General features: G+C 63.7%; 22 protein-coding genes. 14 read left to right on the forward strand and 8 right to left on the reverse strand.

The features are described 5' to 3' along the window. Positions 1-22: 22 nt before the first annotated feature. The 4 genes from JQ597_RS01090 to JQ597_RS01105 all read right to left on the reverse strand — a co-directional run bounded on the left by JQ597_RS01090 (position 23) and on the right by JQ597_RS01105 (position 6,251). Complete coding sequence (locus tag JQ597_RS01090) at positions 23-895, reverse strand: NAD(P)-dependent oxidoreductase (protein ID WP_212261926.1); 873 nt, start codon at positions 893-895, stop codon at positions 23-25. A 3-nt stretch (positions 896-898) separates the two neighbouring features. Next, a protein-coding gene (gene prfB, locus JQ597_RS01095) for a peptide chain release factor 2 (RefSeq protein WP_212261929.1) occupies positions 899-2,030 on the reverse strand; the annotation gives its coding sequence in 2 pieces (ribosomal slippage) (positions 899-1,960 and positions 1,962-2,030; 1,131 coding nt in all). A gap of 122 nt (positions 2,031-2,152) precedes the next feature. Further along, positions 2,153-4,666 carry a penicillin-binding protein 1A gene (locus JQ597_RS01100; protein ID WP_212261932.1) on the reverse strand — a complete coding sequence of 838 codons (2,514 nt, stop codon included), beginning with the start codon at positions 4,664-4,666 and terminating at the stop codon, positions 2,153-2,155. A gap of 256 nt (positions 4,667-4,922) precedes the next feature. After that, positions 4,923-6,251 (reverse strand): N-acetylmuramoyl-L-alanine amidase, encoded by a 1,329-nt coding sequence (locus JQ597_RS01105; protein WP_212261935.1) that lies wholly within the window; start codon positions 6,249-6,251, stop codon positions 4,923-4,925. Between the two features lie 728 nt (positions 6,252-6,979). On the opposite strand from JQ597_RS01105, the gene JQ597_RS01110 reads away from it, so the two are divergent. After that, positions 6,980-10,129 (forward strand): Rne/Rng family ribonuclease, encoded by a 3,150-nt coding sequence (locus JQ597_RS01110; protein WP_212261938.1) that lies wholly within the window; start codon positions 6,980-6,982, stop codon positions 10,127-10,129. A gap of 185 nt (positions 10,130-10,314) precedes the next feature. On the opposite strand, the gene JQ597_RS01115 is transcribed toward JQ597_RS01110, so the two are convergent. From JQ597_RS01115 to JQ597_RS01125, 3 genes are all read right to left on the reverse strand, one after another. After that, positions 10,315-11,643 (reverse strand): dicarboxylate/amino acid:cation symporter, encoded by a 1,329-nt coding sequence (locus JQ597_RS01115; protein ID WP_212261941.1) that lies wholly within the window; start codon positions 11,641-11,643, stop codon positions 10,315-10,317. A 117-nt stretch (positions 11,644-11,760) separates the two neighbouring features. After that, complete coding sequence (locus JQ597_RS01120; protein WP_502754158.1) at positions 11,761-12,279, reverse strand: biotin transporter BioY; 519 nt, start codon at positions 12,277-12,279, stop codon at positions 11,761-11,763. A 144-nt stretch (positions 12,280-12,423) separates the two neighbouring features. After that, complete coding sequence (locus tag JQ597_RS01125) at positions 12,424-13,611, reverse strand: pyridoxal phosphate-dependent aminotransferase (RefSeq protein ID WP_212261944.1); 1,188 nt, start codon at positions 13,609-13,611, stop codon at positions 12,424-12,426. A 237-nt stretch (positions 13,612-13,848) separates the two neighbouring features. Between JQ597_RS01125 and JQ597_RS01130 the strand changes: the two genes are divergently transcribed. The 13 genes from JQ597_RS01130 to JQ597_RS01190 all read left to right on the forward strand — a co-directional run bounded on the left by JQ597_RS01130 (position 13,849) and on the right by JQ597_RS01190 (position 25,120). Next, on the forward strand, positions 13,849-15,249 hold the full coding sequence (locus JQ597_RS01130; protein WP_212261946.1) for a M48 family metalloprotease: 1,401 nt from the start codon (positions 13,849-13,851) through the stop codon (positions 15,247-15,249). A 114-nt stretch (positions 15,250-15,363) separates the two neighbouring features. After that, positions 15,364-16,131, forward strand: a complete 768-nt coding sequence (locus JQ597_RS01135; protein ID WP_212261949.1) for a DsbA family protein — start codon at positions 15,364-15,366, stop codon at positions 16,129-16,131. Positions 16,132-16,266: 135 nt separating this feature from the next. Further along, complete coding sequence (locus JQ597_RS01140) at positions 16,267-17,199, forward strand: hypothetical protein (protein WP_212261953.1); 933 nt, start codon at positions 16,267-16,269, stop codon at positions 17,197-17,199. Positions 17,200-17,401: 202 nt separating this feature from the next. Next, a complete protein-coding gene (locus JQ597_RS01145) occupies positions 17,402-18,109 on the forward strand; it encodes a DUF1236 domain-containing protein (protein WP_212261956.1) in 708 nt (235 codons plus the stop codon). A 131-nt stretch (positions 18,110-18,240) separates the two neighbouring features. Further along, entirely contained in the window at positions 18,241-18,471 is a 231-nt protein-coding gene (locus tag JQ597_RS01150; RefSeq protein WP_212261959.1) for a hypothetical protein, read from the forward strand. Positions 18,472-18,501: 30 nt separating this feature from the next. Beyond that, a complete protein-coding gene (locus JQ597_RS01155) occupies positions 18,502-18,663 on the forward strand; it encodes a hypothetical protein (RefSeq protein ID WP_212261962.1) in 162 nt (53 codons plus the stop codon). Positions 18,664-18,816: 153 nt separating this feature from the next. Next, complete coding sequence (locus JQ597_RS01160; protein ID WP_212261965.1) at positions 18,817-19,284, forward strand: hypothetical protein; 468 nt, start codon at positions 18,817-18,819, stop codon at positions 19,282-19,284. A gap of 198 nt (positions 19,285-19,482) precedes the next feature. Then, positions 19,483-19,965: a type II 3-dehydroquinate dehydratase gene (gene aroQ / locus JQ597_RS01165; RefSeq protein WP_212261968.1), complete on the forward strand. Its 483-nt coding sequence runs from the start codon at positions 19,483-19,485 to the stop codon at positions 19,963-19,965. Positions 19,966-20,033: 68 nt separating this feature from the next. Further along, on the forward strand, positions 20,034-20,525 hold the full coding sequence (gene accB / locus JQ597_RS01170; protein WP_212261971.1) for an acetyl-CoA carboxylase biotin carboxyl carrier protein: 492 nt from the start codon (positions 20,034-20,036) through the stop codon (positions 20,523-20,525). Between the two features lie 24 nt (positions 20,526-20,549). Further along, positions 20,550-21,908, forward strand: coding sequence for an acetyl-CoA carboxylase biotin carboxylase subunit (accC, locus tag JQ597_RS01175; protein ID WP_212261974.1), 1,359 nt, complete (start codon positions 20,550-20,552; stop codon positions 21,906-21,908). A 154-nt stretch (positions 21,909-22,062) separates the two neighbouring features. Further along, entirely contained in the window at positions 22,063-23,595 is a 1,533-nt protein-coding gene (locus JQ597_RS01180) for a sensor histidine kinase (protein WP_212261976.1), read from the forward strand. After that, on the forward strand, positions 23,592-24,032 hold the full coding sequence (locus JQ597_RS01185) for a response regulator (protein ID WP_212261979.1): 441 nt from the start codon (positions 23,592-23,594) through the stop codon (positions 24,030-24,032). Before JQ597_RS01180 ends, JQ597_RS01185 begins: the two co-directional genes overlap by 4 nt. Beyond that, positions 24,029-25,120: a sensor histidine kinase gene (locus JQ597_RS01190; RefSeq protein ID WP_212261981.1), complete on the forward strand. Its 1,092-nt coding sequence runs from the start codon at positions 24,029-24,031 to the stop codon at positions 25,118-25,120. The genes JQ597_RS01185 and JQ597_RS01190 overlap by 4 nt, the downstream gene beginning before the upstream one ends. Before the next feature lie 56 nt (positions 25,121-25,176). Here the strand turns inward: JQ597_RS01190 and JQ597_RS01195 are convergent, their stop codons facing one another. Beyond that, positions 25,177-26,148 carry a Bug family tripartite tricarboxylate transporter substrate binding protein gene (locus tag JQ597_RS01195; protein ID WP_212261985.1) on the reverse strand — a complete coding sequence of 324 codons (972 nt, stop codon included), beginning with the start codon at positions 26,146-26,148 and terminating at the stop codon, positions 25,177-25,179. Between the last annotated feature and the right edge of the window lie 26 nt (positions 26,149-26,174).

The following is a 26,174-nucleotide window of genomic DNA, read 5'->3' on the forward strand; positions in this document are numbered from 1 at the left end:
CGATTCCCGAACAGGTGCGCGCCTATTTCGGGCGCGACACGATCTCGATCATCTTGCCTTCGTCGTCGTCGGGCGCGTAGGCCTTGGCGCGGTCGTAGGACTGCACCGCCGCGCGTCCCATGATCGGCGGCGCGGACAGCAGGCTTTCGGCCAACGCGACCGCGTAGGCTGCATCCTTCTGGCGCAATGCCGCGGTGAAGGTCGCACCGGCAAAATTGCGCTCCGCCATCCGCTTGGAATGCCGGATCACCTGCGGGCTTGCGGCGACGCCGGTCTCAATCGCTTCCAGCACCAGCTTCATGTCGAGCCCGGCCTGCTCGGCGATCGCCAGCCCCTCGGCAATGCCGGCGATCTGGATCGCGCCCATCAGATTGTTGATCAGCTTGTAGACGGTGCCGGAACCGACGGCGCCGAAATGACGGATGGTGGTCGAGAGCGGCACCAGATAGGGCCGCGCTAATTCAAGATCGGCGGGATCAGCCCCCACCAACAGCGTCAGCTTGCCCGCGGCCGCCGCGTCCGGCAGGCCGGTCACCGGACTATCGATGTAGATCAGTCCACGCGCGCCCAACACACCCGCCATGTGAAGCGCGTGCTGGTGGGACACCGTGGAGCATTCAATCGCCAGCGCGCCGGCCTTCATATTGGCGGCGGCGCCATCCTTGGTGAGCCATACCTCGCGCGACGCGTTGTCGTCGGCGACCATGGTCACGACGGCATCGGCGTCAATCGCGGCATCCTCCGGCGACGTTGCCCATCGTGCGCCGCGTGCGATCAGATCTTCCGCCTTGGCCTTGCTGCGATTCCACACCGAGACGGTGAATCCCGCGTCGAGATAACGGCCGGCCATGCCGTGGCCCATCCGTCCCAATCCGATGAAAGCAACTCTGGCCATGGGTTAATCCACATCCTCGACCGAGCCCGGTCCGGTGCCGAACGCACGCTGTGCCAGCGTCGCGGCCATGAACTCGTCGAGATCGCCGTCGAGCACGCCCGACGTGTCCGAGGTCTGCACACCGGTGCGCAAATCCTTGACCATCTGATAGGGCTGCAACACGTAGGAGCGGATCTGGTGGCCCCAGCCGATATCGGTCTTGGCGGCCTGATCGGCGGCGGCCTGCTCCTCGCGCTTCTTCAGCTCGATTTCGTAGAGCCGCGCGCGCAACATGTCCCAGGCCTGCGCGCGGTTCTTGTGCTGCGAGCGGCCGGCCTGACAGACCACGGCGACGCCGGTCGGAATATGCGTCAGCCGCACCGCGGATTCTGTCTTGTTGACGTGCTGACCACCGGCACCGCCCGAGCGCATGGTGTCGGTGCGCACGTCGGACTCCGCGATGTCGATCTTGATGCTGTTGTCGACCACGGGAAAGATCGCGACCGACGAGAACGAGGTGTGACGGCGCGCGTTGGAATCATACGGCGATATCCGCACCAGCCGGTGCACGCCCGCCTCGGTCTTGAGCCAGCCATAGGCGTTGTGGCCCGAGATCTGGATGGTGGCGGATTTGATGCCGGCTTCTTCGCCTTGCGTCTCTTCCAGATATTCGATCTTGAAGCCGTGCTTCTCGGCCCAGCGCGTATACATGCGCAGCAGCATCTCGGCCCAGTCCTGGCTTTCGGTGCCGCCCGCGCCGGCATGGACTTCGAGATAGGAATCGAAACGGTCGGCCTCGCCCGACAGCAGCGCCTCGAGTTCGCGGCGCGCCACTTCCTTTTTCAGCGCCTTCAGCGCGTTCTCGGCTTCGGTGACGACACCGGCATCGTTCTCGGCTTCGCCGAGTTCGATCATCTCGACATTGTCGTTGAGCTCGCGCTCGACCTTGCCGATGCCCTGCAGCGCATCCTCCAGCGAGGTGCGCTCCTGCATCAGCTTCTGGGCCTTCTGCGGATCGTTCCAGAGATTGGGATCTTCGGCGAGCTTGTTCAGCTCGGCTAGACGTGCCGTGGACTGTTCGACGTCAAAGATGCCTCCTCAGCAGCCCGACTGACTGCTTGATCTCTTCAACGAGGCGTTCGACTTCGGCGCGCATGGTGTCTCTGATCTGCGGTGCAAACCGCTAACTATAGATGCTCGCAGGGATGTAGCGGCGTCTCTCACAAAGCGCAATCCGCCTGGGGTTTGGTCCCAAGCGGTTTCTTCACACCAACAAGCCTAGTACAGCCCGCCGGGCCGCATGATGTGGCCGGTGTCAGGCGACTGATATCCCCCCTGATATCCGGCCGGATATCCCTGTGGGGCGCGCCCATCGGCATCCGCCACGCCAATGACGGAGTAATTGTCCGGCGGCGCGGTACCCGGCTTGAAGGCCTCCAGGATGGTCCGGCCGCCTTCGCCGGGACCTGCGCGCATGCCGCTCTTGGCATCGACGCGAACCAGCTTGATTCCGGCAGGCACCTTGAAGGGGATCGCGGCCTTGTCGGCGAGCGCGAGCTTGAGGAAGTCGCGCGCGATCGGCGCGGCCAGCGCGCCGCCGGTCGCCTTGCCGCCGAGAGTGCGCGGCTTGTCGTAGCCGACATAGATGCCGACCACGAGGTCCGGCGAGAAGCCGATGAACCAGGCATCTTTGGCGTCGTTGGTGGTTCCGGTCTTGCCGGCGATCGGCTTGCCGACTTCCTTCACGACCGTCGCGGTGCCGGCCTGCACGACATATTCCATCATCGAGGTGATCTGGTACGCCGTCATCGGATCGAGCACCTGCTCGCGGCGGTCGACCAGTTGCGGTTCGGGCTGATTCTTCCAGCCGCCGGGCGCGTCGCAACCACGGCATTCGCGCGCGTCATGCTTGAAGATCGTATGGCCGTAACGGTCCTGGATGCGATCGATCAAGGTCGGCTTCACGCGGCGGCCGCCATTGGCGAACATCGAATAGGCCGTGACCATGCGCATGACCGTGGTTTCACCGGCGCCGAGCGAATAGGACAGATAGTTCGGCAGTTCGTCGTAAACGCCGAAGCGCCGTGAATATTCGCCGATCAGCGGCATGCCGATGTCCTGCGCCAGCCGCACCGTCACCGTATTGAGCGATTGCCGCAGCGCGTTGCGCAGCGTCACCGGACCGTTGTATTTGCCGGACGAATAGTTTTCCGGGCGCCACACGCCGGCGCCCTGCCCCTGATCGATTTCGATCGGCGCGTCGACCACGACGGTCGACGGCGTGTAGCCATTGTCCATGGCCGCCGAATAGACCAGCGGCTTGAACGAGGAGCCCGGCTGCCGGTAGGCTTGCGTCGCGCGGTTGAATTGGCTTTGGTCGAACGAGAACCCGCCGACCATGGCCAGCACGCGGCCGGTCCATGGGTCCATCGCCACCATCGCACCCGACACTTCAGGCAATTGGCGCAGCCGGTACTGCCCCTCAACCGGATTGCCGTCCTTGCCGAACAGGGGATCGACATAAATCACATCGCCCGGCGCCAGCACTTGCGCGACCGATGTCGGCGTCCTGCCCTTGGTCGGCCCCGACGCCGCCTTGGCCCATTTGACGCCATCGATCGTGATGATGCCGGTCTGCCGTTGCTTGGCGACGGCGCCGCCAAGCTCGCGGCCCGGCTGGAACCCGACCCGCGCCGACTGGTCGCTGGTCTCCAGCACCACAGCCATCCGCCAGGGCGCGATATCGCCCAGCGCCTTGACGTCGGCCAGCTTCACCCCCCAGTCGCCGGAAATGTCGAGCTTGCTTGGCGCACCCCGCCAGCCCTGCGCCTCATCGTAATTGACCATGCCGGCCGCCATGGTCTTGCGCGCCATCACCTGCATCTTCGGGTCGAGCGTCGCCCGGACCGAGAGGCCGCCTTCATAGAGCTTCTTTTCGCCGTAGCGTTCGAAGATGTCGCGCCGGACTTCCTCGGCGAAATATTCGCCGGCGAAGATATGCGCGCCAGTACCGCGGCTGGTGACGAGGAGCTGATCCTTGCGCGCCTTGTCGGCATCGGCCTGCTTGATCCAGCCGTTTTCGACGAGACGATCGACGACGTAGTTGCGGCGCTCGATCGCGCGGTCGCGGTTACGCACCGGATGCAGCGCCGCCGGCGCTTTCGGCAGCGCCGCCAGATACGAGGCTTCCGAGATCGTGAGTTCGTTCACCGACTTGTCGAAATAGACCAGCGACGCCGCGGCGATGCCGTAGGCGCCGAGGCCGAGATAGATTTCATTGAGATAGAGTTCGAGGATGCGGTCCTTCGAATAGGCGCGCTCGATGCGCATCGCCAGCAAGGCTTCCTTGATCTTGCGAGCGAAGGAGACCTCGTTGGTCAACAGGAAGTTCTTTGCGACCTGCTGGGTGATGGTCGACGCACCCTGCGGCCGGCGGTTGGAACCGTAGTTCTGCGCATACAGCACCGCCGCGCGCGCCATGCCGGTGAAGTCGATGCCGCCATGCTCGTAGAAGTTCTTGTCTTCGGCCGCGAGGAACGCGTTGATGACGAGCTTCGGCACCGCCTGGATCGGCAGATAGAGCCGACGCTCCTTGGAATACTCGCCGAGCAGCGCGCCGTCGGAGGCGTGCACGCGCGTCATCACGGGCGGTTCATAATCCTGAAGCTGCGAATAGTCCGGCAAGTCCTTGGAGAAATGCCAGATCGCGCCGGCAACGCCGGCGACGCCAACCAGGAACACCACGGTTCCGGCGGCGAACAAGAAACCCAAAAACCGCACCAGCAAGCGCATGATCGAAGTTCCGTTCCAACCCTTGCGCCGTGACTTTCGGCGTCTGCCTTGCCATCAAAATCCAAGCGCAAATCGAAGCGCTCAAGCCCTCGCCCAACGGACCGCCGTTGCGCGTACCAACAATAAACGGGCCGACGGACAATAATGGCCGATTCCGAAGACCCTGCGGTAGTTTTCTATACCGCTGCCGCTGTGGCCAAACTAGGGCTTCCTCCATAGCATCGCGTGCATTTAATCAGCATTTTCATACGGCTTTTCATTTGCCAGGCCCGGCGGTTGCCAGCCGTTTGGCGAAAAATGCATCAATCGCCTGCGCCATCGATCCGACGGTCTTGTTGCGCCAGTTCTCCGACATCAGGAGTTCGAGGTCGCCCTTGTTCGAGACATAGCCGAGTTCGACCAGCACCGAGGGCACGTCCGGCGCCTTCAAGACGCGGAAGCCGGCAGATTTCAACGGGTGCTTGTGCATCCGCACCGTGGTCTTCATCTCGCCCATCAAGATGCGGGCGAACCGGTTTGAAAACGTTCGGGTCTCGCGCTGCGCCAGGTCGATCAGGATGTCGGCGACTTCGGTCGGCTCGTCGGTGAGATTGACGCCGCCAATGGCGTCCGACTTGTTCTCGGCCTCGGCCAGCCGCTCGGCTTCAGCATCGGAGGCCTTGTCAGACAAGGTGTAGATGGTGGCGCCGTGGGCATCGCCCTCGCGCCGCGGCAGGGCGTCGGCATGGATCGAGACGAACAGCGCGGCCGACTGGGTGCGTGCGACCTTCACGCGGTCGTTCAACGGAATGAACGTATCGTCCGTACGGGTCATGACGACGCGGTATTTGCCCGATTTCTCGATGCGATCGCGCAGCGCGAGGCCAAATCCGAGCACCAGATTCTTTTCCATCTCGCCGCCGGCCTGGGTGCCGTTGTCGATGCCGCCATGACCGGGATCGATCACGATCAGGGGACGGGTATCCTGCGCCTGTGCGGGCTTTGCCGCCGCCGCGGCATCGTCCGGCCCGACCGCGGCATTGGCCGCCGCAATCGCGGGCCTCAGTTCAGGGCGATTCTCGGGCGCCAGCAACTGCACGAAGGCGGTCCGGTCTACCTCTTCCAGCTCCAGCACCAGCCGCGGCGGCTGGTCGTTGGCCGCCTCCAGCACATAGGATTTCGCGACCTTGGCCGGTCCCGTCAGGTCGAACACGATTCGCGAACCGCCCGGCATGACAAGGCCATAGCGGAACGCCTTGACCAGCCCGCGCCCCGTGCTGCCGGTGCCCGCGGCCAGCTTGAAGCTGACCTGGGGAATATCAACGACCACGCGATAGGGATCGGCCAGCGCAAAGGCGCGAAACTGGATCGGCCTGTCGAGATCGAGGACGAAGCGGGTTTGTTTGCTATCGCCGGCCAGCCTTGCATCGGAGGCGACCGGAAAATTCGAGGCGGCGACCGGGGTTGGACTGGGGGCACTTGCCGCAGCGGGACCAGGCGCAGGCCCCTGCGCCGCGCTCGGGGTGATGAAATTGGCACACAGCAATGCTGCGCCGCACAACAGGCCGCGCCCCAGCAAAACCCGGTGATTTGCGCGGTTAGCCAACGATTCGACGCCTCCGAGCAGCTCTCTTACCGCATTAGGACCACAGGGTTAATCGAACCTTAAGGGCCCAAAAGCGAAAAGGGATGAGTGTTGCCGTGCTGCGACGCTTCCCTTGAGTTCCCTTGCACCGGGCGGGCAATCCACGTATGTACGAGGTGCTGACGGCTAATACTCCCGGTTGTGTCGCGTTCAGCCTCCCGGTGCAGCGCCGGAACCTTCGAAGCCGAAGTTTCCTGCGTCTTTCCCGATCCCCTCCACAGCCAGCGCTGCGCGCGGCTGACACGGAGTGGCGGTTTCGAGCCCGAGCGGCGTCCGCTCCCAGGTACTAACTTGCAAGGTACTATCTTGCTCCAGGGACGGTTTAAAACACGGCAGAACCGATTATCCGGACCCCAAACGGTCCGATATGCGATGGCCGGCGAGCGCTTTGGCGCCGCGCCGGGCCTTCAGCGATAGACACGGCGGTCAATTTTGCCGCCAACATGTTCAGACGGGCCGACGCTTGATGCGCCAGACTGTGTTGCCGACCAGGATCCACGGATCGATCGCGCCGATGCGAAGCGAAAGCTTCGCGCGTCGCCTTGTTCCGGTGGGTCCCCGTTCGGCGCGGCGCCAAGGTTTGCGTTTTGGCCTTCCCCTCACCCCCGAATCAGGTGGACCGTCGCGTCACCGGGCCGCGCAATATGCGCGCGCCTTGCACCGCGCCCGCCGCCGTCAAGAGCTCCAAAATGCCCAACAAGATGTTGATCGATGCCACCCACCCGGAAGAGACCCGGGTCGTCGTGGTCCGCGGCAATCGCGTCGAAGAATTTGATTTCGAGACCGCCCAGCGCAAACAACTGCGCGGCAATATCTACCTCGCCAAGGTCACGCGCGTAGAGCCGTCGCTGCAGGCGGCCTTCATCGAATATGGCGGCAACCGCCACGGCTTCCTGGCCTTCAGCGAAATCCATCCCGACTATTACCAGATCCCGGTCGCCGACCGGCAGGCACTGATCGAGGCCGACGAACGCGCCCATCGCGAGGCCGAGGAAGAGAGCGAGAACCGCTCCTCCAACCGTCACCGCGGCCGTTCGCGCCACCGCAACGCCCGCCGCCGCGGCCATGGCGAGCGAGTCCAGAGCGACGTCGTCGACAACGCCGCGATCGATCCGGCGCAGGCAGCCCAGCCCTATGAAGGCGAGGCGCAGCGCTTGCATGAAGGCGCGCACCCCGACGAAGCCCACGCCCATGATGCCGATCACCATCCCGCCGATACAGCCGGCCACGATCATGAGCACGTTGCGCATGATCACGACGATCATTCGCATGAACATGGTCGTCCCCAGGAAGACCACGCCCAAGATCACGCCCCTGATCATGCCGCGGCCGAAGCCCCGGTAGCCTCATTGCAATCCGATGCGGCACCGGTTGAGGCCGTCGCCGCGCCGGCAGAGCCAACGGCCAGCGCCGAAAGCCACGAGGATCATGCGCATCACCACGAGCCGGCGCATGACGCACGGCACGACGACGAACACGCGCTCGAAAACGCCGCCCACGCCGATGACGCGCCGCACGCCGAGCATGCCGGCGAGGAATTCGCCGCCGCCTCCCACGAGGATCGTGCCCCCGCGCCGGAAGGCGACGAGCAAGACGACGAAGCGCAGGACGATGAAGACGATGGCGACGATGCCGAAGAGGAAGTCGTCGAATCCGTCGGTGGCGACGATGTGCTCGAGGAAGTGCCGGAGCGCGCCTTCCGCCCGCGCCGCCAGTACAAGATCCAGGAAGTCATCAAGCGCCGCCAGGTCATGCTGGTGCAGGTCGTCAAGGAAGAGCGCGGCAACAAGGGCGCGGCGCTGACCACCTATCTGTCATTGGCCGGCCGTTACGCCGTGTTGATGCCCAACACCGCGCGCGGCGGCGGCATCAGCCGCAAGATCACCTCGGCCCAGGACCGTTCGCGGCTCAAGGAAGTGGTGCAGGATCTCGACGTGCCCGAGGGCATGGGCATCATCCTGCGCACCGCCGGCGCCTCGCGCACCAAGCCCGAAATCAAGCGCGACTTCGAATATCTGATCCGCATGTGGGAAACCGTGCGCGACATGACGCTGAAGTCGCAGGCGCCGACGCTGGTCTACGAGGAAGGCTCGCTGATCAAGCGTTCGCTGCGCGACCTCTACAACAAGGAAATCGACGAAATCCAGGTCGCCGGCCAGGCCGGCTATGATGAAGCCCGCGACTTCATGAAGATGCTGATGCCCTCGAACGTGCGGGCGGTCCGGCAATATCGCGACGGCCAGCCGCTGTTCTCAAGGATGGGCGTCGAGAGCCAGCTCGATGCGATGTTCTCGCCGACGGTGCAATTGCGCTCGGGCGGCTACATCGTCATCAACCAGACCGAAGCTTTGGTCTCGATCGACGTCAACTCCGGCCGTTCGACCCGCGAGCACCACATCGAGGACACCGCGCTCAAAACCAACCTCGAAGCCTCCGAGGAAGTCGCGCGGCAGCTGCGTCTGCGCGATCTCGCGGGCCTGATCGTCATCGACTTCATCGACATGGACGAGAAGCGCAACAACCGCGCGGTCGAGCGCAAGTTGAGCGACTGCCTGCGGCAGGACCGCGCCCGCATCCAGGTCGGCCGCATCTCGCATTTCGGCCTGTTGGAAATGTCACGCCAGCGCATCCGCGCCAGCGTGCTGGAGAGTTCGACCGAGCCCTGCGCACATTGCGGCGGCAGCGGCCATGTCCGCTCGGTGTCGTCGGTGGCGCTGCAATTGCTGCGCGGCATCGAAGAAATTCTGATGAAGGGCGCGACCCACAATCTGGTGGTGCGCACCCGCACCGACGTCGCGCTCTACGTCCTCAACCACAAGCGCGGACATCTGCGCGATCTCGAAAACGCCTTCAAGGTCACGCTTGCGGTGGTCGCCGATCCCACCGTGGCCGGCCAGCAATCGTTCATCATCGATCGCGGCGAACAGGTGCACACGCTGGAAGCAGCCAAGGCCTTGCTCGCAGCGCAGGCCGCGGCCTCGCCGTCCCAGGTCGAGGAAGCCTATGACGACGAAGAGCCGTTCGACATCGAAGGTGAAGTCGAGACCGAAGAGACCGAAGGTCTGACCGAGGAAGCCGCCGGCGGCGAAGAAGTCGCCGGTGAAAGCGAAGCCGACGGCCACCGCCGCAAGCGGCGCCGGCGCCGCCGCGGCCGTGGTGAGCCGCGTGAAGGCGGCGCCCCGCGCGAGGACAATGACGCCCTGCGCGTTGCACCCGAAAGCGCTGATGGCGCGGTCGCGGTTGCCGACGACGGCGAAGCCGAAGCCGACGACGACGAGGGCGACGAACAGGGAGCTGTTGCGCGCGGCGAACAGGGACCAAACGGCGAGCGGCGCCCGCGCCGTCGCGGACGTCGCGGCGGACGCCGCCGGCGTGGCGGCGGACCGGAAGACGGTCTCGCCGGATCGATCTCCGATGAACTCGGACCGACCCCGGTTTCGGAAGTCACCAGCGCGGTTGCCGATTTCGACGGCCCCTCGGCTGAGCCGGCTCCGACATTGGTTGAACCCGAGCCCGTTTCGCAGCCGCCGCAACCGCAGTGGCAGCCCGCGGAGCACGCCTCGCCCGAAACCGTCAGCAGCGCGCCGACGCCGACGCCCGAGGAAACCGCACAGGAGGCCGACCGGGCCGCCGCGCGGCGGCGTTCGACGGTGCGCGAAAAAGTCTCGTTCCTGACCAGCGCCCCGTCCGAGCCAGCACCGGCCGTCAGCCATAGCGAGGCGGAGCCGGCGGCAACGGCCCCTGCTCCCGCGCCCGCTGAACCCGCGCCTGCCGCAACCAGCGAAGCCGCGCCGCGCAAGGCCGGCTGGTGGTCACGGCGTTTCGGCAGCGGCGAATAAGGATGACCTAAGTTCCAACGGAAAAACCGCCCGGTAACGCCGGGCGGTTTTTTGTTGCAGCAACGCGATCTTCAATAGAGCGTTTTCCAGCGAAGTGGATACCGGTTCGCGTTAAGAAAACGCGTCAAATCAAGAATCTAGAGCCCCGTTCCGATTCATCGGAACGGAAAAGGCTCTAGCGATCGTCAATCGGTCGAGAGCGCGGTCTCCATGTCGGTCGGATCGATCTGCTTGTTGAGATTGGCGTGCAGCTTCTCCTGATCGAGTTCGCCCTCCCACCACGACACCACGACGCAGGCGACGCCGTTGCCGCAGAGGTTGGTCAGCGCGCGGCACTCGCTCATGAACTTGTCGATGCCAAGCACGATGGCCATGCCGGGCACCAGCCGTGGATCGACCACCGCGAGCGTCGCCGCCAGCGTGATGAAGCCCGCACCTGTTATGCCCGAGGCGCCCTTCGAGGTCAGCATCGCCACCAACAGGATGGTGATCTGCTGGCCCATCGTGAGATCGAAACCGAGCGCCTGCGCGATGAACAGGGTCGCCAGCGTCATGTAGATGTTGGTGCCGTCGAGGTTGAACGAGTAACCGGTCGGCACCACCAGGCCGACGACCGACTTCGAACAGCCGAGCCGCTCCAGCTTTTCCATCAGCGAAGGCAGCGCGCTCTCGGACGACGAGGTGCCAAGCACGATCAACAGCTCGTCCTTGATGTAGGACAAGAACTTGAGGATCGAGAACCCGACCATGCGCGCGATGGTGCCGAGCACGATAAAGACGAACAGCGCCGCCGTGACATAGAAGGTTGCGATCAGGCCGACCAGGTTCACGATGGCGCCGGTGCCGAACTTGCCGATCGTATAGGCCATGGCGCCGAACGCGCCGATCGGGGCCGCCCTCATCACGATCGAGATCACGCCGAACACCGCGTGCGCGGAATCGTCGATGAAGGAACGCAGCGTATGGCCGCGCTCGCCGAGCGCCATGACCGAAAAGCCGAACAGGATCGAAAACAGCAGCACCTGCAGGATTTCGCCCTGCGCGAAGGCGCCGACGACGGTGTCGGGAATGATGTGCAGGAAGAAATCGACCGACTTCTGGGCCTCGGCCTGCTTGGCAAAGCCGGCGACCTTGGCCGCGTCAGCCATCGCGCCGCCAAAGCCATGGCCCGGCTTGACCACATTGCCGATGAGCAGCCCGATCATCAGCGCAAAGGTCGAGACGATTTCGAAATAGATCAGCGCCTTGATGCCGATGCGGCCGACCTTCTTGGCGTCCTGGATATGGGCGATGCCCGACACCACGGTGCAGAAGATGATCGGCGCGATCACCATCTTGATCAGCTTGATGAAGCCGTCACCGAGCGCCTTGATCCAGTCGTTGGTCGCGAGCGCTGGCCACAGCCAGCCGGTCAGCGCGCCGAGCACGATGGCGATCAGCACCTGGACGTAGAGAATCTTGTACCAGGGCCTGCCTGCGCTTACCGGCGCTTCAGCCGCAATCGTTGCCGCCATGACGTCTACTCCCGTTCGACCTGCGGCGTTCTGCCACACCCCCGCCCGCTAGCACAGCCAAATTATTTCGGCCAGCGGAAATCAGGGGGCATTGCGACGGGGTCCGAACGGGATCGATCAGCGGCGGTCGAATGGGCGCCGGAACAAAGGCACGAGTGCAGCGCCGAGCGCGTTCTTGATCAGCGACGCCGCGATGAACGGCGCTATTCCGACCAGCCATGCCTTTTCAACGCCGAGCTTGATGCCAAACGCCAGCCAGGCAAACCCGGCCGCAAGAATGATGACGTGGCCAAGTCCCATCGCGATGAAAAGCAGCAGTACTGACCGATCCCAGCCACGCTCGCTCAGCCATCCCGTGACGAAGGCCGCCACCACGAAGCCGTAGAGATATCCGGCCGTGGGCCCGAGCAACGGCGCAAGACCGCCGACGGGGCCTGCAAACACCGGAAATCCGATCGCGCCTTCGGCGAGATAGGCCACGATGGTTGCGCTGCCGAGGCGCCAGCCATAGGCCGCCCCGATCATCAATACGACCAGCGTCTGCAGCGTCATCGGCACATAGGGCAAAGGCAGGCTGACCTTCGCCGATAGGGTCAGCAGCGCGGTTCCCAATGCAATCAGGATCACGCCGCGCATCAGGCCGGATCGATCTACAGGATGCGGCCACAGAATGGCGGCGAGCGGAAAATGCGGTGCAGCGACAGGCTGAGATGTGTCGGACAAGATGGTTCCCCGATTCAAACGACAGATATGGATGATGGTGATGGTGGCTGACGCGCCCTACCCAAGCCAGCGCGCGATGCGGCTCACGGCTTCGCGCATCTCGTCGGAAGAGCGCGCGTAGGAGAAGCGCACGAAGGCGCGTCCATGGATCGGGTCGAAATCGACGCCCGGCGTGGCCGCGACATGGGCTTTCTCCAGCATCCGGCTGGCGAACTCAAAGCTGTCGGACGTGAACTGCGAGACGTCGGCGTAGAGATAGAACGCGCCATCGGCCGGCAGGAAATTGGTCAGGCCGGCCTTCGGCAATCCATCGATCAGGATGCGGCGGTTCTCCTGATAGCCGCGCTTGATCGCTTCCATTTCCGCGGCCCCCTCGAAGGCGGCCTCCGCTGCGATCTGCGACAGCGTCGGCACCGAGATCGACAGGTTCTGCTGCAACCGCTCGATCGGGCGCACCAGCGGCTCCGGCACGACCATCCAGCCGACGCGCCAGCCGGTCATGCAGAAATATTTCGAGAACGAATTGATCACCAAGGCCTGCGGCGACAACTCGGCGGCGGACACCGCCGGAAACGCGTAATCGAGGCCGTGATAGATCTCGTCCGATATGAAGCGAATGCCGGCGCTTTCGGCCGCCGCCATCAGGCTGGTGAGCGCTTCGCGGGACATCATGGTTCCGGTCGGATTGGCCGGACTGCCGACCAGCACGCCCTTGAGCGGCGTCTTGCGATGCGCGGCCAGCAAGGCTTCGCCGGTCAGCGCGTGGCGCGTCTCGCTCGTGGTCTCGATCAGCACCGGCTCGCAGCCGAGCGCGGTGAGGATGTGCCGGTACGGCGGATAACCGGGCACGGTCACCGCCACGCGGTCGCCCGGTTCGAACATCGCAAGGAAGGCCAGGATGAAGCCGCCCGACGAGCCCGTGGTGACCACGACCCGCTCGGGATCAACGCTGCAGCCGTAAGTATCGCGGTAGTGCCGGGCGATGCGCGCGCGCAGCGAGGGAATGCCGAGCGCGGAGGTATAGTCGATCCGGCCATCGTCGAGCGCGAGACGTGCTGCCGCCAGCGCTGTCTTCGGAGCTGATGCCGCCGGCTGGCCGACCTCCATGTGAATGACGTGGCCGCCGGCCGCCTCGATGCGGGCCGCCGCCGCCATCACGTCCATCACCATGAAAGGTGGAACATCGCTCCGGCTGGAAGCCGTCAACAGCGTCTTCGCGCGGTCCTTAAGAGTCGATTCGAGCATCGCTATCTGCAATTTGATCTGATATCGCCGATTTCGAGTTCCGGCACCGGTTACCGCCCCAGACTGGCCGTATTCGGTGGCTCCTTATAGCGCTTTCAAGCCAAGTGGATACCGGTCCGCGGGAAGAAAAAAGCGTCAAAACAAGAGACTGGCGTTCGGTTCTGATTTAATCAGGGCTGCCCGGCCCGAGCGCCGATTGACCGCCAGTTCCGCCGCCAACGCCCAATAGATCGCTTCATGTTGTTCCGCCTCGCGCACCGCAAAACGACGCTGAAACTGACCGCCCTCGTCACGGCGGCCGCGCTTGTCATGACGCCGACGCTCGCGGCGGCCCAGAACAAGGGCCCCCCGGTGCTGCGCGACACCGAGTCGGAGCAATTGCTGCGCGACTACACAAGGCCGATCCTGCGCGCCGCCGGCATGGAGAAGCAGAACATCCAGATGGTGATCATCAACGAAGGCGTCTTCAACGCTTTCGTCGCCGACGGCCGCCGCATCTTCGTCAACTATGGCGCGATGATGCAATCGGAGACGCCGAACCAGATCATCGGCGTGCTCGCGCACGAGACCGGCCATCTGGCCGGCGGTCACCTCGCAAAACTTCGCGAGCGGCTGGCGGAAGCGCAGACCCAGATGATCATCGCCATGCTGCTCGGCGCCGGCGCCATGGTGGCGGGAGCGCGCGGCGGTGGCAACAGCGGCCTGGCAAATGCAGGTGCGGCAGCGATGTCGGCACCCGCCGAGGTGATCAAGCGCACCCTGCTTTCCTATGTGCGGCAGCAGGAAGAAAACGCCGACAAGGCCGGGGTGAAATTCCTCAATGCCACCGGCCAGTCGGCCCGCGGCATGTTTGAGACCTTCAAGCGCTTCTCCGACGAGAGCCTGTTCGCGGCGCGCGGTGCCGACCCCTACGTGCAGTCGCACCCGATGCCGGCCGAGCGCGTCCGCGCCCTGGAAGAGCTCGCCCGTTCCAGCCCCTATTGGGACAAGAAGGACGACCCGGCCCTGCAAATGCGCCACGACATGGTGCGCGCCAAGATCTCCGGCTTCATGGAGCGGCAGGACACCGTGTTCCGGCGCTATCCGCTGTCCAACACCAGCGTGCCCGCGCGTTATGCGCGCGCCATCACCACCTATCTGCACGGCGACCTGCGCAGCGCGCTGGCCCAAATCGACGGCCTGATCCAGCTGCAACCGGCCAATGCCTATTTCTACGAACTCCGCGGCCAGGCTTTGCTGGAAGGCGGCAAACCGGCCGAGGCCATCGCGCCGCTGCGCAAGGCCGCACAGCTTTCCAACAACGCCCCGCTCATCGAGATGTTACTTGGGCAGGCGCTGGTGGCGTCCGACAACAAGGCCTACACCGAAGAGGCGATCGCGATCCTGCGCTCGGCACTGGCGCGCGAGACCGAAGCCCCGATCGGCTACATGCAGCTCGCGATGGCCTATGGCCGCAAGGGCGACTACGCGCAGGCCGATCTGGCATCGGCCCAGGCCGCGTACCTCCGCGGCGACAACAAGACCGCGCGCGACCTCGCCTCGCGGGCCAAGACGCGGTTCGCGATCGGGACCCCGGGATGGGTCAAAGCTGACGATATTGTGAGCGCCAAACCGCTTCCCGGCCAAAGAAGCAACTAGCGCCGCTAGCGGAAATAAACTGAGTTGCACTACAACCGAACCTGAACACCCAGCGTATTCCAAGAGCCGGCCTTCAAGCGAACGGCCCGGAACTCGCCACCCAAGGATTTACCGATGCCTTTGCTCCGTTACCTTGCTTCCGCCCTGCTTGCGATCGCCCTGTGCGGCGCGTCGCTGCCGGCTTCCGCGCAGAGCTTCTCCGATGTCCAGCGCAAAGACATCGAGACCATCGTCCGGGAGTACCTGATCGCCCATCCCGAGGTGCTGGAAGAGGCGATGGCCGAACTGACCAGGCGCCAGTCCGCCGCCGAAGCCGAGAAGCATCAGGCCGGCATCGCCAAGAATGCCAATGCGATCTTCAACTCGCCGCGCAACGTGACGCTCGGCAACAAGGACGGCGACGTCACCTTCGTCGAGTTCTTCGATTACAATTGCGGCTACTGCAAGCGCGCGATGCTCGACATGATGGAATTGATGAAGGGCGATCCCAAGCTGAAGGTCGTGCTCAAGGAATTCCCGGTGCTGAGCACAGGTTCAGTCGAAGCCGCCCAGGTCGGCGTCGCGGTGCGGATGCAGGATCCGACCGGAAAGAAATATCTCGACTTCCACCAGAAGCTGCTCACCGGCCGCGGGGCCGCCGACAAGGCTCGTGCCATGGCGGTCGCCAAGGAAGCCGGCCTCGACATGGCCAGACTCGAAAAGGATCTGGCGAGCCCCGAAATCCGCGCAACGCTCGAGGAGAACATGAAGCTCGCGGAGGCCATGGGCATGAACGGCACCCCGAGCTATGTGATCGGCAAGCAGGTCGTGATCGGCGCGGTCGGCGTCGAGACCCTCAAGGAAAAGATCGGCATCGCCCGCTGCGGCAAGGCGACTTGCTGAAGCCAGACGCGGATCATTCGACGGACAAGATCCGGCTGCATCGCAGCCGGATTTTTTTTGCCCGCACGCTTGCTGCGACTGAACCGCGGCGACGCCGCCAGCCACTAAGAGGGCTCCAACCAACAGGACCCCCGCATGAGCCTGGCGCCGCCAACCACCGCTTACGACCTCGAACTGCTCAAGACCGCGCCCGCCCGCGGCACCGCTACCGATCACGGCTGGTGCTACGGGCTGCCGCCCGGAATCACCGAGAGCCAATGGCCTCTCAGCCCATGGGACGGCTTTCCGATGCAGCCGGGCTTCACGCTGAAACTGCCCGAACAATATCGCACCAAGGGCGCGGACTATGTCGCGCTCACGATGTTTGCCGATCAACAGCATGACGAGCCGCGCGAAGTCGAAGCCGTGGCCGAATATCTCGCCTCAGAGGCATCGGACCGTCCGGCCGATCCCGATCTGTTACCGTTCTGGCTCTACAAGCAGAACCGGCACCGGATGGAATTCCGGATGAAGGACGAGATCGACCACAATTTCGCAGCGATCTGGCTGACGGAAGCCGAGTTCGCAGGACCGCTGTGTCAGCCCCCTCGCCTCGCCGGCAACGCGCTGCTGCACGCGAATCCGCCGCCGCCCTGGTTTGAGAGCGGTTCGGCGCGCGCGGTGTTCGATCTTCAGATCGGCCGCTATGACAACGTCGACGAAATCGTCAACAAGTACTGGTACCGGCTGCTCGGGCGCGTGCCCGAGATCGGCCACCACGCCTACGGCATTGCGCTCGCTGTGCGCGACCGCGATCCCAATGTCGGCCGTCCGCCGCGCGACAAGCTTTTGCACAAGGATGAACTCGGCGACTACATCGCGCCCTATAGCAAGGACGCCGAGCGGTTCGAACTGGAGCGGCTGTCGGGGCGCAATCATCTCGGCGGCACGATGTTTCCCTCCCAATGGACGCCGAAGTACAGCGCGACCTATCTCGAAATCGAAGAGCATTTTGGCGGCTTCAATTTCGGCGGCGGCAACGCTCAGCTCGATCTCGAAACGATGGAGTTCGACTGGGCCTGCGGTTAACGGCGTTTTCGAGCGAAAGTCTGCCCCGCAGTTGATGCGGGGTGGGCAACCGGTTCGGGACAGAAAACGCGTCTTGCCAAGTTGAGTTTCAAATTCACCGCGCGTTCATCAAACAAACCTGATGGAACCGCGAATAGACAGGAACATCGCACATCTCCCTTCGTTGTCGGTGCGGGCAATGCATCCACGTGAGGAGAAACGTATGACCAATCGCTTTATGATTTCCGTAGCAGCAGCGGCGCTGATCGCCGGCACCGGGTTTGCGAATGCGCAAGGCACGGGCAACCAGGGTGGCGCCGCGACCCAGCAGACCGCGCCGTCTCCCGGCGGGGCTGGATCGATGCAGCGTGATCCCGGCGGCGCTTCCGACATGAAGGGCGCAAAGGGCGCGGAATCCAACGAGAAGATGCCGTCCAGCAAGAGCGCGCAGGACACCAAGTCGCCGGCGGGTGAGAAGTCGAAGAGCATGAGCTCCGAGACCGAAACCAAGGGCGGTAAGGACATGAAGGCCGAGGGCCGCGACAGCAAGACCGGCATGGACAAGAGCGCAACCGACAGCAAGGGCGCTGCCGACAGCAAGACCGGCACCGCCCAGACCAAGGGCGCGGCCGACACCAAGGCGCAGACCACAGGCAACGCCGCCACCTCGGCGACCGCGGCTCCGCCAGCCGAGAAGCGTACGCAGATCGTCTCCGCCATCAAGACGGAGAAGATCCAGGAGACCACCAACGTCAACTTCAACATCTCGGTTGGCGCCACTGTGCCTTCGACCGTCCGCTTCCACCCGCTTCCGCCCCGGATCGTCGAGATCTATCCGGAGTGGCGCGGCTATCAGGTGATCCTGGTTGGCGGCCGCTACGTCATCGTGCGCCCGACAACGCATGAGATCGTCTACATCATCGAAGGCTAACGGCTGACGATAGCCAACGATCCCCCGACTTCGGGGCGGGCAGCAATGCCCGCCCCCGTTTTTTTCCCGTGTAGAGCATGCGCGCTATCGGCGGCCGCACGGCCCCGACACAAAATCGCGAAAACAACCCCATGCAAAGTAAGGATGGCCCCGGCGCGCAGCACGCGGGCGGCGTGTGGAAGCAAGAAAAATTTTCATGGTCCGCCGCACCGACACCGCCCGCACCACCCTCGGCGCAAAAGCAGCAAGCTCCCAATGGCTCCAACGCCAATGCCGCCAAGCCGCCAGCGGCGGCAAAGCCCGCACCCGCGGTCAGGCTCACGCCGCCGGAGGACAAGCCGGCCGAAGGCCAGCCCAAGTAGACCGACCCACGAGCCAGCGAGCGACCGACCATGCTACCCGACGAAGCCCTGAAATCGATGAAGGTGATGTTCGCAACGCCCTGCTACATCTCGGCGGTCAGCATGCATTACGTCACCAGCATCTTCGAGCTGACCCATCACTGCAACCGGTTCGGACTGCAATGCATCCTGCATATGCACTCGGAAGCCTGATCACCCGCTCGCGCAACAACATGGTGCGCAAGTTCCTGTCCGACGAGACGCTGACCCATCTGTTCTGGATCGACTCCGACATCACCTTCACGCCGCAATCGGTTTGCCGCCTGCTCTTGATCGACCGCGACGTCACCCGCCGGTGTCTACCCGATGAAGAATTTCAACTGGCCCGCCGCGGGCCTGCCGCATGGCACCACGCGGGCGCAATTCGAGGACCGCTATACCGAGTACCCGTTCAATCCGGTCGGCCATGGCACCGAGCGTGTCTCAAGCTATGCCGACGCCGACGGCTTCGTCGAGGTGGCGGAGGCGCCGACCGGCTTCATGTGCATCAAGCGCGAAGTCTTCACGCGCATGATGGAAAAGTATCCCGAACTGAAATACACGCCGGACGGGCCGCCGGGCCATCCGGAGGCGCATCTGCACTGGCTGTTCTTCGACTGCATGGTCGATCCGGATTCCGGCCGCTATTTGTCGGAGGACTACGCGTTCTGCCGGCGCTGGATCGACATCGGCGGCAAGGTCTGGGTCGACCTGCAGTGCAAGCTGATGCATCTCGGCCAGCACAATTTCCGCGGCGACCTCGCCGAAAGCCTGCGGTTGCAGAATCGCTGGTAATGGGACCGACGGCTGGGCGGAGACCGGGCCGACCGCTCTTTAACCTTGGTTAACGAGCAATTTCCGTAGGTTCCATAGGCCTTTTTACGAACCGGATGAGGCATTTGAGGGGTGTTCAAAACCCCCATCAGGCTTCCCCTTGGCCGCGTTGTTACCTATAACCCCGCGACCTACCTGCCCCCTTTTGCTGGAATCCGGATGGCCCAGGCCTTAGCTGAAAAAGCCTCAACCCCGACAATCCTTGTGCTCAACGGCCCGAACCTCAATTTGTTGGGGACGCGCGAGCCCGAGACCTATGGCCATGCCACCCTCGCCGATGTCGAGAAATTGTGCGCGGAGACGGCCACTCAATTCGGCCTCATGGCCGATTGCCGGCAGTCCAACCGCGAAGGCGAGCTGATTGATTTCATCCATGAGGCCCGCGCCAAGCAAATGGTCGGCATCATCATCAATGCCGGCGGCTATTCCCACACCTCGATCGCGCTGCATGACGCGCTGGTCGGGGTGAAGATACCGACCGTTGAAGTGCACATCAGCAATATCCACGCCCGCGAGAGTTTCCGGCACCATTCGTTCACGGCCAAAGCCGCCTTCGCATCGCTGTGCGGATTCGGCATCGACGGCTACCGGCTCGCAATCAACGGCCTTGCCGCCAAAATCGGCGTCAAGGCAAAAGCCTGACATCAAGAGCCCGCATCAAAAGCCTGGCGCTTCAGCCGTCATCACCCAGAGAATTCCGGACCCCGCATATGGCGAGCAAGCCTGACACCAAATCAGCCGCAAATTTCAAGAGCGACGACAGTGCGCTGATCCGCGAACTGGCGTTGCTGCTGGATGAAACCAGCCTCACCGAAATCGAGATCGAGCGCGCCGGCCTGCGGGTGCGCGTGGCGCGCAACATCACCTTCACAGCTTCGATGCCGGGCGATTACCAGCAGGCCCCGTCGGCGCACGCGGCATCGGCCGCGAACGTGACCCCGGCGGCGATCGCCGATCTGGCCAAGCATCCCGGCGCCGTCCCCTCGCCGATGGTCGGCACCGCCTACTCGGCGCCCGAACCCGGCGCCAAGCCGTTCATCGAGGTCGGCACCAAGGTGTCAGTGGGACAGACCCTGCTGATCATCGAAGCCATGAAGACGATGAACCAGATTCCATCGCCGCGCGCGGGCACCGTGACGCAGATTCTCGTCGAGGACGGCCAGCCGGTCGAATTCGGCGAGCCGCTGGTGATCATTGAATAGAATCCGTCAACGTCAGGCGCTGCGATGTTCGACAAGATCCTGATAGCCAATCGCGGTGAGATCGCGCTGCGCGTGCTGCGCGCGTGCAAGGAGCTCGGCATCGCCACTGTCGCCGTACATTCCACCGCCGACGCCGACGCGATGCATGTGCGGCTTGCCGACGAAAGCGTCTGCATCGGGCCGCCGCCGTCAAAGGACAGCTATCTCAACATCCCCTCGCTGCTCGCGGCCTGCGAGATCACCGGCGCCGATGCCGTGCATCCCGGCTACGGCTTCCTGTCCGAGAACGCCCGCTTCGCCGAGATTCTCGCCGAGCACAATCTGCATTTCATCGGTCCGAAGGCCGAGCACATCCGCCTGATGGGCGACAAGATCGAAGCCAAGAAGACCGCCAAGAAACTCGGCATTCCCGTGGTGCCCGGCTCCGACGGCGCGGTCGGCCCCGAAGACGACGCGATGGCGATCGGCGAGGCGATCGGCTTTCCGGTGCTGGTCAAGGCCGCTGCCGGTGGCGGCGGACGCGGCATGAAAGTCGCGCACACGGCTGATGAGCTGTTGATGGCGCTCTCGACCGCCTCCAACGAGGCCAAATCCGCGTTCGGCGACGCTTCGGTCTATCTCGAGAAATACCTGACCAAGCCGCGCCACATCGAAATCCAGGTGCTGGGCGACGGCCGCGGCGGCGCCATCCATCTCGGCGAACGCGACTGTTCGCTGCAGCGCCGCCACCAGAAGGTCTGGGAAGAAGGCCCCTCACCGGTTCTCTCTGCCGCCGCGCGCGCCAAAATCGGCGCCACCTGCGCCAAGGCGATGCAGGACATGAAATATCTCGGTGTCGGCACCATCGAGTTTCTGTACGAGGACGGCGAGTTCTATTTCATCGAAATGAACACCCGCATCCAGGTCGAGCATCCCGTTACCGAGAGCATTACCGATATCGACCTCGTGCTGGAACAGATCCGCATCGCCGCCGGCGGCGACCTGCCGGTGACGCAGGACGAAGTCGCCATCATCGGCCACGCCATCGAATGCCGCATCAATGCGGAAAACCCGGAGACCTTTCGTCCCTCGCCGGGAAAGATCACGCAATTCCATGCACCCGGCGGCCTCGGCGTCCGGATCGATTCCGCCGTCTATCAGGGTTACGTCATCCCGCCCTATTACGACTCGCTCGTCGGCAAGCTGATCGTTCACGGCAAGACCCGCGGCGAATGCCTGATGCGGCTGCGCCGCGCGCTGGACGAGATGGTGGTCGAAGGTATCGAGACCACCCTGCCGCTGTTCCGCGCCCTGGTCCGCGAGCCCGGCATCATCGACGGCGACTACCATATCCATTGGCTCGAGCAGTACCTCGCCGGCCAGGCGGCGAAGACCAAGGCCTGAAGACCAAGACCTGAACACCGAGACCTCCTGAAAATTGCCGCCTGAAATGCCGGGCGGCGCATGGAACCGATCGGTTCCCTGGGGCGTTGAGCGGTGTTGGGGTCTTATTTGCCAGGGCAGCCTGTATTCCGTTTGTTCATGACGCGAGATCATTGTGACGGCTGATGCCACGCGCCGACGTGCGATTGGCCAAATCCTGCTGCTCGCGGCGGGATTTTCGGTGCTGGTGGCGATCAGCGCCTTATCGGTCATTCTCGTTCATGAGGCCCGCAAGGACAGCGCCAAGGTCGTGCATACGGTCGAGGTCGAGAACCAGCTATCGACCTTGCTGTTGCAGATCCGCCGCGCCGAAAGCTCGGCGCGCGGCTATCTCCTGACCTCGGAGCCGCGCTTCCTGACCGAGCATGAGTCCGCCACCGCGACCATCCTCCCCGATATCGACAAGCTGACCCGGCTAACTTCGGACAATCCGGTCCAGACCGAGAACGCCCGGCAGCTGCGCCCGCCGGTCGAAGCCCGGCTTGCCGAATTTGCCAGGGCCATCGCATTCGTCAAACGCAACGATCTCGCCGGCGGCATCGCGATGCTGCGTGAGGCCGGCGCCAGCGACTCCGTCCAGAAGATCGGCGAGCTCAGCAACGCGATGCGCGCCGAGGAAGACCGGCTGTTCGCTCTGCGCACCGCGACCGCGGACCGCACGCAGCAACTGGCATCGGCAGTGACGGTGGCGGGCTCCGGCCTCGTGATCGCGCTCCTCGGCATCGCGATCTTGCAGGTGCGCCGCTCCTCGCGCGCCCGCGACGATGCCGAAACCCAATTGCGCGACAACAATATCAACCTCGAAACCACGATCGACGAGCGCACCGCCGATCTGCGCGAGGCCAATGACGAGATCCAGCGCTTCGCCTATATCGTCAGCCACGATCTGCGCTCGCCGCTGGTGAACATCATGGGCTTTACCAGCGAACTTGAGGAACTGCGCGGCGACATCTTCAAGCGGATCGCGACCCTGGCGCGCGCGCAATCGGCCGCGCCGGCGACAGCTGATAACGCCACCGATAGCGCCGAGCCCGTCCTCGAAGGACCCGACAAGCAATTGTCGGAAGACTTCACCGAGGCGCTGGGCTTCATCAAATCCTCGATCGCCAAGATGGATCGGCTGATCTCGGCCATCCTCAACCTCACACGCGAAGGCCGGCGCGAATTCGAACCGGTGCGGATCGAAACCCGCGAACTGATCGAGGGCATTGTCGCAACGGTGGCGCACCAGGCCGCTGAAGCCGAGGCGCAGATCCGGATCGAACCGCTGCCGAACATCGTCAGCGACCGTCTGGCGCTGGAGCAGATTTTCTCCAATCTGATCGAAAATGCACTGAAATACCTCAAGACCGGCGTTCCCGGCGACATCCAGGTGCGCGGCCGCACCAAGCTCGGCTTTGCTATTTTCGAGATCACCGACAATGGGCGCGGTATTGATCCCAAGGACCATCAGCGCATTTTCGAGCTGTTCCGCCGCGCCGGAACCCAGGACAAACCCGGGCAAGGCATTGGTCTTGCGCACGTCCGCGCGCTGGTGCGGCGGCTCGGCGGAACCCTGTCGGTCGCCTCGGAACTTCACAACGGCAGCACATTCACGATTACACTGCCGATCAATTGGACCATTCGTAACCGGAACACACAGTCATGAGTAATCCAGTCACCATCATCATGATCGAGGACGATGAGGGCCATGCCCGCCTGATCGAGCGGAACATCCGCCGTTCCGGCGTCAACAACGAGATCATCCCGTTCACCAGCGGTACAGCTGCGCTGAACTACCTGTTCGGCAAGGATGGAACGGGCCTCGCTCACAAGGGCAACGCGCTGTTGATCCTGCTCGATCTCAACCTGCCCGACGCGTCGGGCATCGACATCCTGAAGCAGGTCAAGGACAACAAATATCTCAAGGCGACCCCGGTCGTGGTGCTGACCACGACCGACGATTCCCATGAAATAAAGCGTTGCTACGACCTCGGTTGCAACGTGTACATCACCAAGCCGGTGAATTACGAAAGCTTCGCCAACGCCATTCGCCAGCTCGGCCTGTTCTTCTCCGTAATCCAGGTACCGCCAGCCGCCACATGACAACAGCCACGCCGACACTGCTGTATATCGATGATGACGCCGCATTGGCGCGGCTGGTCGATCGCGGCCTGACGCGGCTCGGCTTCAAGGTGGTGCATGCCGCCGATGGCCAGCAGGGCCTCGACCGCCTGGCGCAGGGCGGCATCGACGCCATCGCGCTCGACCAGTACATGCCCGGTCTCGACGGCCTCGAAACGCTGGAGCGGATTCTGGCAATCCCCGGTGCGCCGCCGGTGGTGTTCGTCACGGCCTCGCAGGATTCGGCGATTGCCGTCACCGCGCTGAAGGCGGGCGCGGCGGACTATCTCGTCAAGGACGTGCAGGGCGAGTTCATTCCCCTGCTCCAGGTCGCCGTTAACGGCGCGCTGCGGCAGGCGGAGATTCAAAGAGCCCGCGATGAGGCCGAGGCCGAAGTCCACGCCTCGCGCGACCGCTACGCGGCGCTGGCCGCCGAGCGCGAGGTGCTGCTGCGCGAAGTCAATCACCGCGTCGGCAACTCTCTGCAGATCATCGCCTCGCTGTTGCACCTGCAGGCTAATTCCGCTGTTCAGGACGACGTCAAGGCGGCGCTCACCAATGCGATGGGGCGCGTTGCCGCGGTCGCCCAGGTCCATCGCCGGCTCTACACCTCGCACGATCTGAAGAGCGTGCTCTTGAACCAGTATCTCGAGGCGCTGCTGGAAGACTTGCGGCGCTCGGCCGAGGGCAATCGGATGTCACGGCTGACGCTGAAGGCCGAGCCAATCGAGATCGACCCCGATCGTGCGGTGGCGATCGGCATCATCGTCAATGAGCTGATCATGAACGCCGTCAAATACGCCTACCCCGACGGCGCCGGCCCGATCCACGTCGAGCTCAAGCCTCTCGGCGACGAACTCCTGCTGTCGATCACCGACGACGGCGTCGGCCTCAACGTCAAGGCCGACCCGCGTTCTACCGGCATGGGACAGCGCATCGTCTCGGCCATGGCATCAAAGCTCGAAGCCGACGTCGCGCGCGATCCCGACCATGCCGGCACAAAGATCGTGCTGCGCTTTGCCCGCGTCAACAAGCCTGCGCCGCGGCCGAGTGAAGCCGCGGCTGGGTAATATGCCGTTTGCGGAATTTGAACCGCGACCTGCTAAAACTAGCGTCCCGGATGCGCCTAGTTCGGCGCAAGTCCGGCCTCGCGTATAATCGCTGCGTTCTCTTCGAATTCCTTTTTCTGGAAGCTCGCAAAGCCCTCCGGACTGGCGGAGCCCCGGAGCTCTAAACCCTCCTTGCCGAGTGCCTGTTGCAGCGACTTGTCCCCTATCACCGATTGGATCGCCGCGTGCAGCTTTGTCACGACGGCTACAGGGGTTTTCGCGGGTGCGAAGAGGCCAAACCATCCAACCGAATCCAATCCCTTGAGGCCAAGTTCGTTGGCTGCCGGAATATCCGGCATGACGGAGGAGCGCTCCGCGCTCGTTGCGCACAGCGCTACAAGTGCACCTGAGTTGACATGCGGCAGGATCGTGGGCGGCGTTCCGATGATCATCGGAATGTTGCCACCCAGAACGGCGGTAACGGTCTCAGCGCCGCCCTTGAAGGGAATATTGACAAGCTTGATCCCGGCGATTTTGGAGATCTGGACGGCCGGTATCTGGAAGCCGACGTTGGAAGTACCGTAGAACACGCCATCACGCTCGCCTTTTGCTTTCGCCAGGAATTCTGCCCAGTTCTTCACGCCATACCCGGCTGATACGGCCACCAGACTCGAATTCGTTGTAACCTGGGAAATCGGCGCAAGCGCCGTCAGTGGATCATACGATAATTTCAGCATCGTCGGCGCGATCACCTGGGAGACGTTCGCGCCGAGAAAAAGCGTATGTCCGTCCGGTTCGGCGCGCAGGGCCTGCACGGCCGCCAGTGTCGAAGATGCGCCAGGAACGTTCTCGATCAGGTGCTTGGCACCCAATACCGCATCGAGGCGATGCGCAAATTGGCGCATCGTCAAATCGGCTGAGCCGCCCGGAGGGAATCCGACAAGAAAACGGATGATTTTCGTTGGGTATTGCTGCGCGCGCGAGGCGGTGGGCAATGCGGCGGCGGCAGCGGTTGAAATCGAGTATTGCAGGAAGCGGCGTCGGTTCATTTTCTTTCCTCCAGTCGTCCCGGCGG

It is taken from the genome of Bradyrhizobium sp. AUGA SZCCT0177, from assembly GCF_018130125.1.
Classification (GTDB): Bacteria; Pseudomonadota; Alphaproteobacteria; order Rhizobiales; family Xanthobacteraceae; genus Bradyrhizobium.

Excerpts from the sequence above, each read along its gene's own strand:
- JQ597_RS01130 (WP_212261946.1), top strand. The coding sequence starts at position 13,849 with ATGTTGTTCCGCCTCGCGCACCGCAAAACGACGCTGAAACTGACCGCC.
- JQ597_RS01135 (WP_212261949.1), top strand. The coding sequence starts at position 15,364 with ATGCCTTTGCTCCGTTACCTTGCTTCCGCCCTGCTTGCGATCGCCCTG.
- accC (WP_212261974.1), top strand. The coding sequence starts at position 20,550 with ATGTTCGACAAGATCCTGATAGCCAATCGCGGTGAGATCGCGCTGCGC.
- JQ597_RS01110 (WP_212261938.1), top strand. The coding sequence starts at position 6,980 with ATGCCCAACAAGATGTTGATCGATGCCACCCACCCGGAAGAGACCCGG.
- JQ597_RS01185 (WP_212261979.1), top strand. The coding sequence starts at position 23,592 with ATGAGTAATCCAGTCACCATCATCATGATCGAGGACGATGAGGGCCAT.
- JQ597_RS01190 (WP_212261981.1), top strand. The coding sequence starts at position 24,029 with ATGACAACAGCCACGCCGACACTGCTGTATATCGATGATGACGCCGCA.
- accB (WP_212261971.1), top strand. The coding sequence starts at position 20,034 with ATGGCGAGCAAGCCTGACACCAAATCAGCCGCAAATTTCAAGAGCGAC.
- JQ597_RS01100 (WP_212261932.1), bottom strand. The coding sequence starts at position 4,666 with ATGCGCTTGCTGGTGCGGTTTTTGGGTTTCTTGTTCGCCGCCGGAACC.
- JQ597_RS01145 (WP_212261956.1), top strand. The coding sequence starts at position 17,402 with ATGACCAATCGCTTTATGATTTCCGTAGCAGCAGCGGCGCTGATCGCC.
- JQ597_RS01150 (WP_212261959.1), top strand. The coding sequence starts at position 18,241 with ATGCAAAGTAAGGATGGCCCCGGCGCGCAGCACGCGGGCGGCGTGTGG.
- JQ597_RS01160 (WP_212261965.1), top strand. The coding sequence starts at position 18,817 with ATGAAGAATTTCAACTGGCCCGCCGCGGGCCTGCCGCATGGCACCACG.
- JQ597_RS01155 (WP_212261962.1), top strand. The coding sequence starts at position 18,502 with ATGCTACCCGACGAAGCCCTGAAATCGATGAAGGTGATGTTCGCAACG.
- JQ597_RS01195 (WP_212261985.1), bottom strand. The coding sequence starts at position 26,148 with ATGAACCGACGCCGCTTCCTGCAATACTCGATTTCAACCGCTGCCGCC.
- JQ597_RS01125 (WP_212261944.1), bottom strand. The coding sequence starts at position 13,611 with ATGCTCGAATCGACTCTTAAGGACCGCGCGAAGACGCTGTTGACGGCT.
- JQ597_RS01090 (WP_212261926.1), bottom strand. The coding sequence starts at position 895 with ATGGCCAGAGTTGCTTTCATCGGATTGGGACGGATGGGCCACGGCATG.
- aroQ (WP_212261968.1), top strand. The coding sequence starts at position 19,483 with ATGGCCCAGGCCTTAGCTGAAAAAGCCTCAACCCCGACAATCCTTGTG.
- JQ597_RS01120 (WP_502754158.1), bottom strand. The coding sequence starts at position 12,279 with ATGCGCGGCGTGATCCTGATTGCATTGGGAACCGCGCTGCTGACCCTA.
- JQ597_RS01140 (WP_212261953.1), top strand. The coding sequence starts at position 16,267 with ATGAGCCTGGCGCCGCCAACCACCGCTTACGACCTCGAACTGCTCAAG.
- JQ597_RS01115 (WP_212261941.1), bottom strand. The coding sequence starts at position 11,643 with ATGGCGGCAACGATTGCGGCTGAAGCGCCGGTAAGCGCAGGCAGGCCC.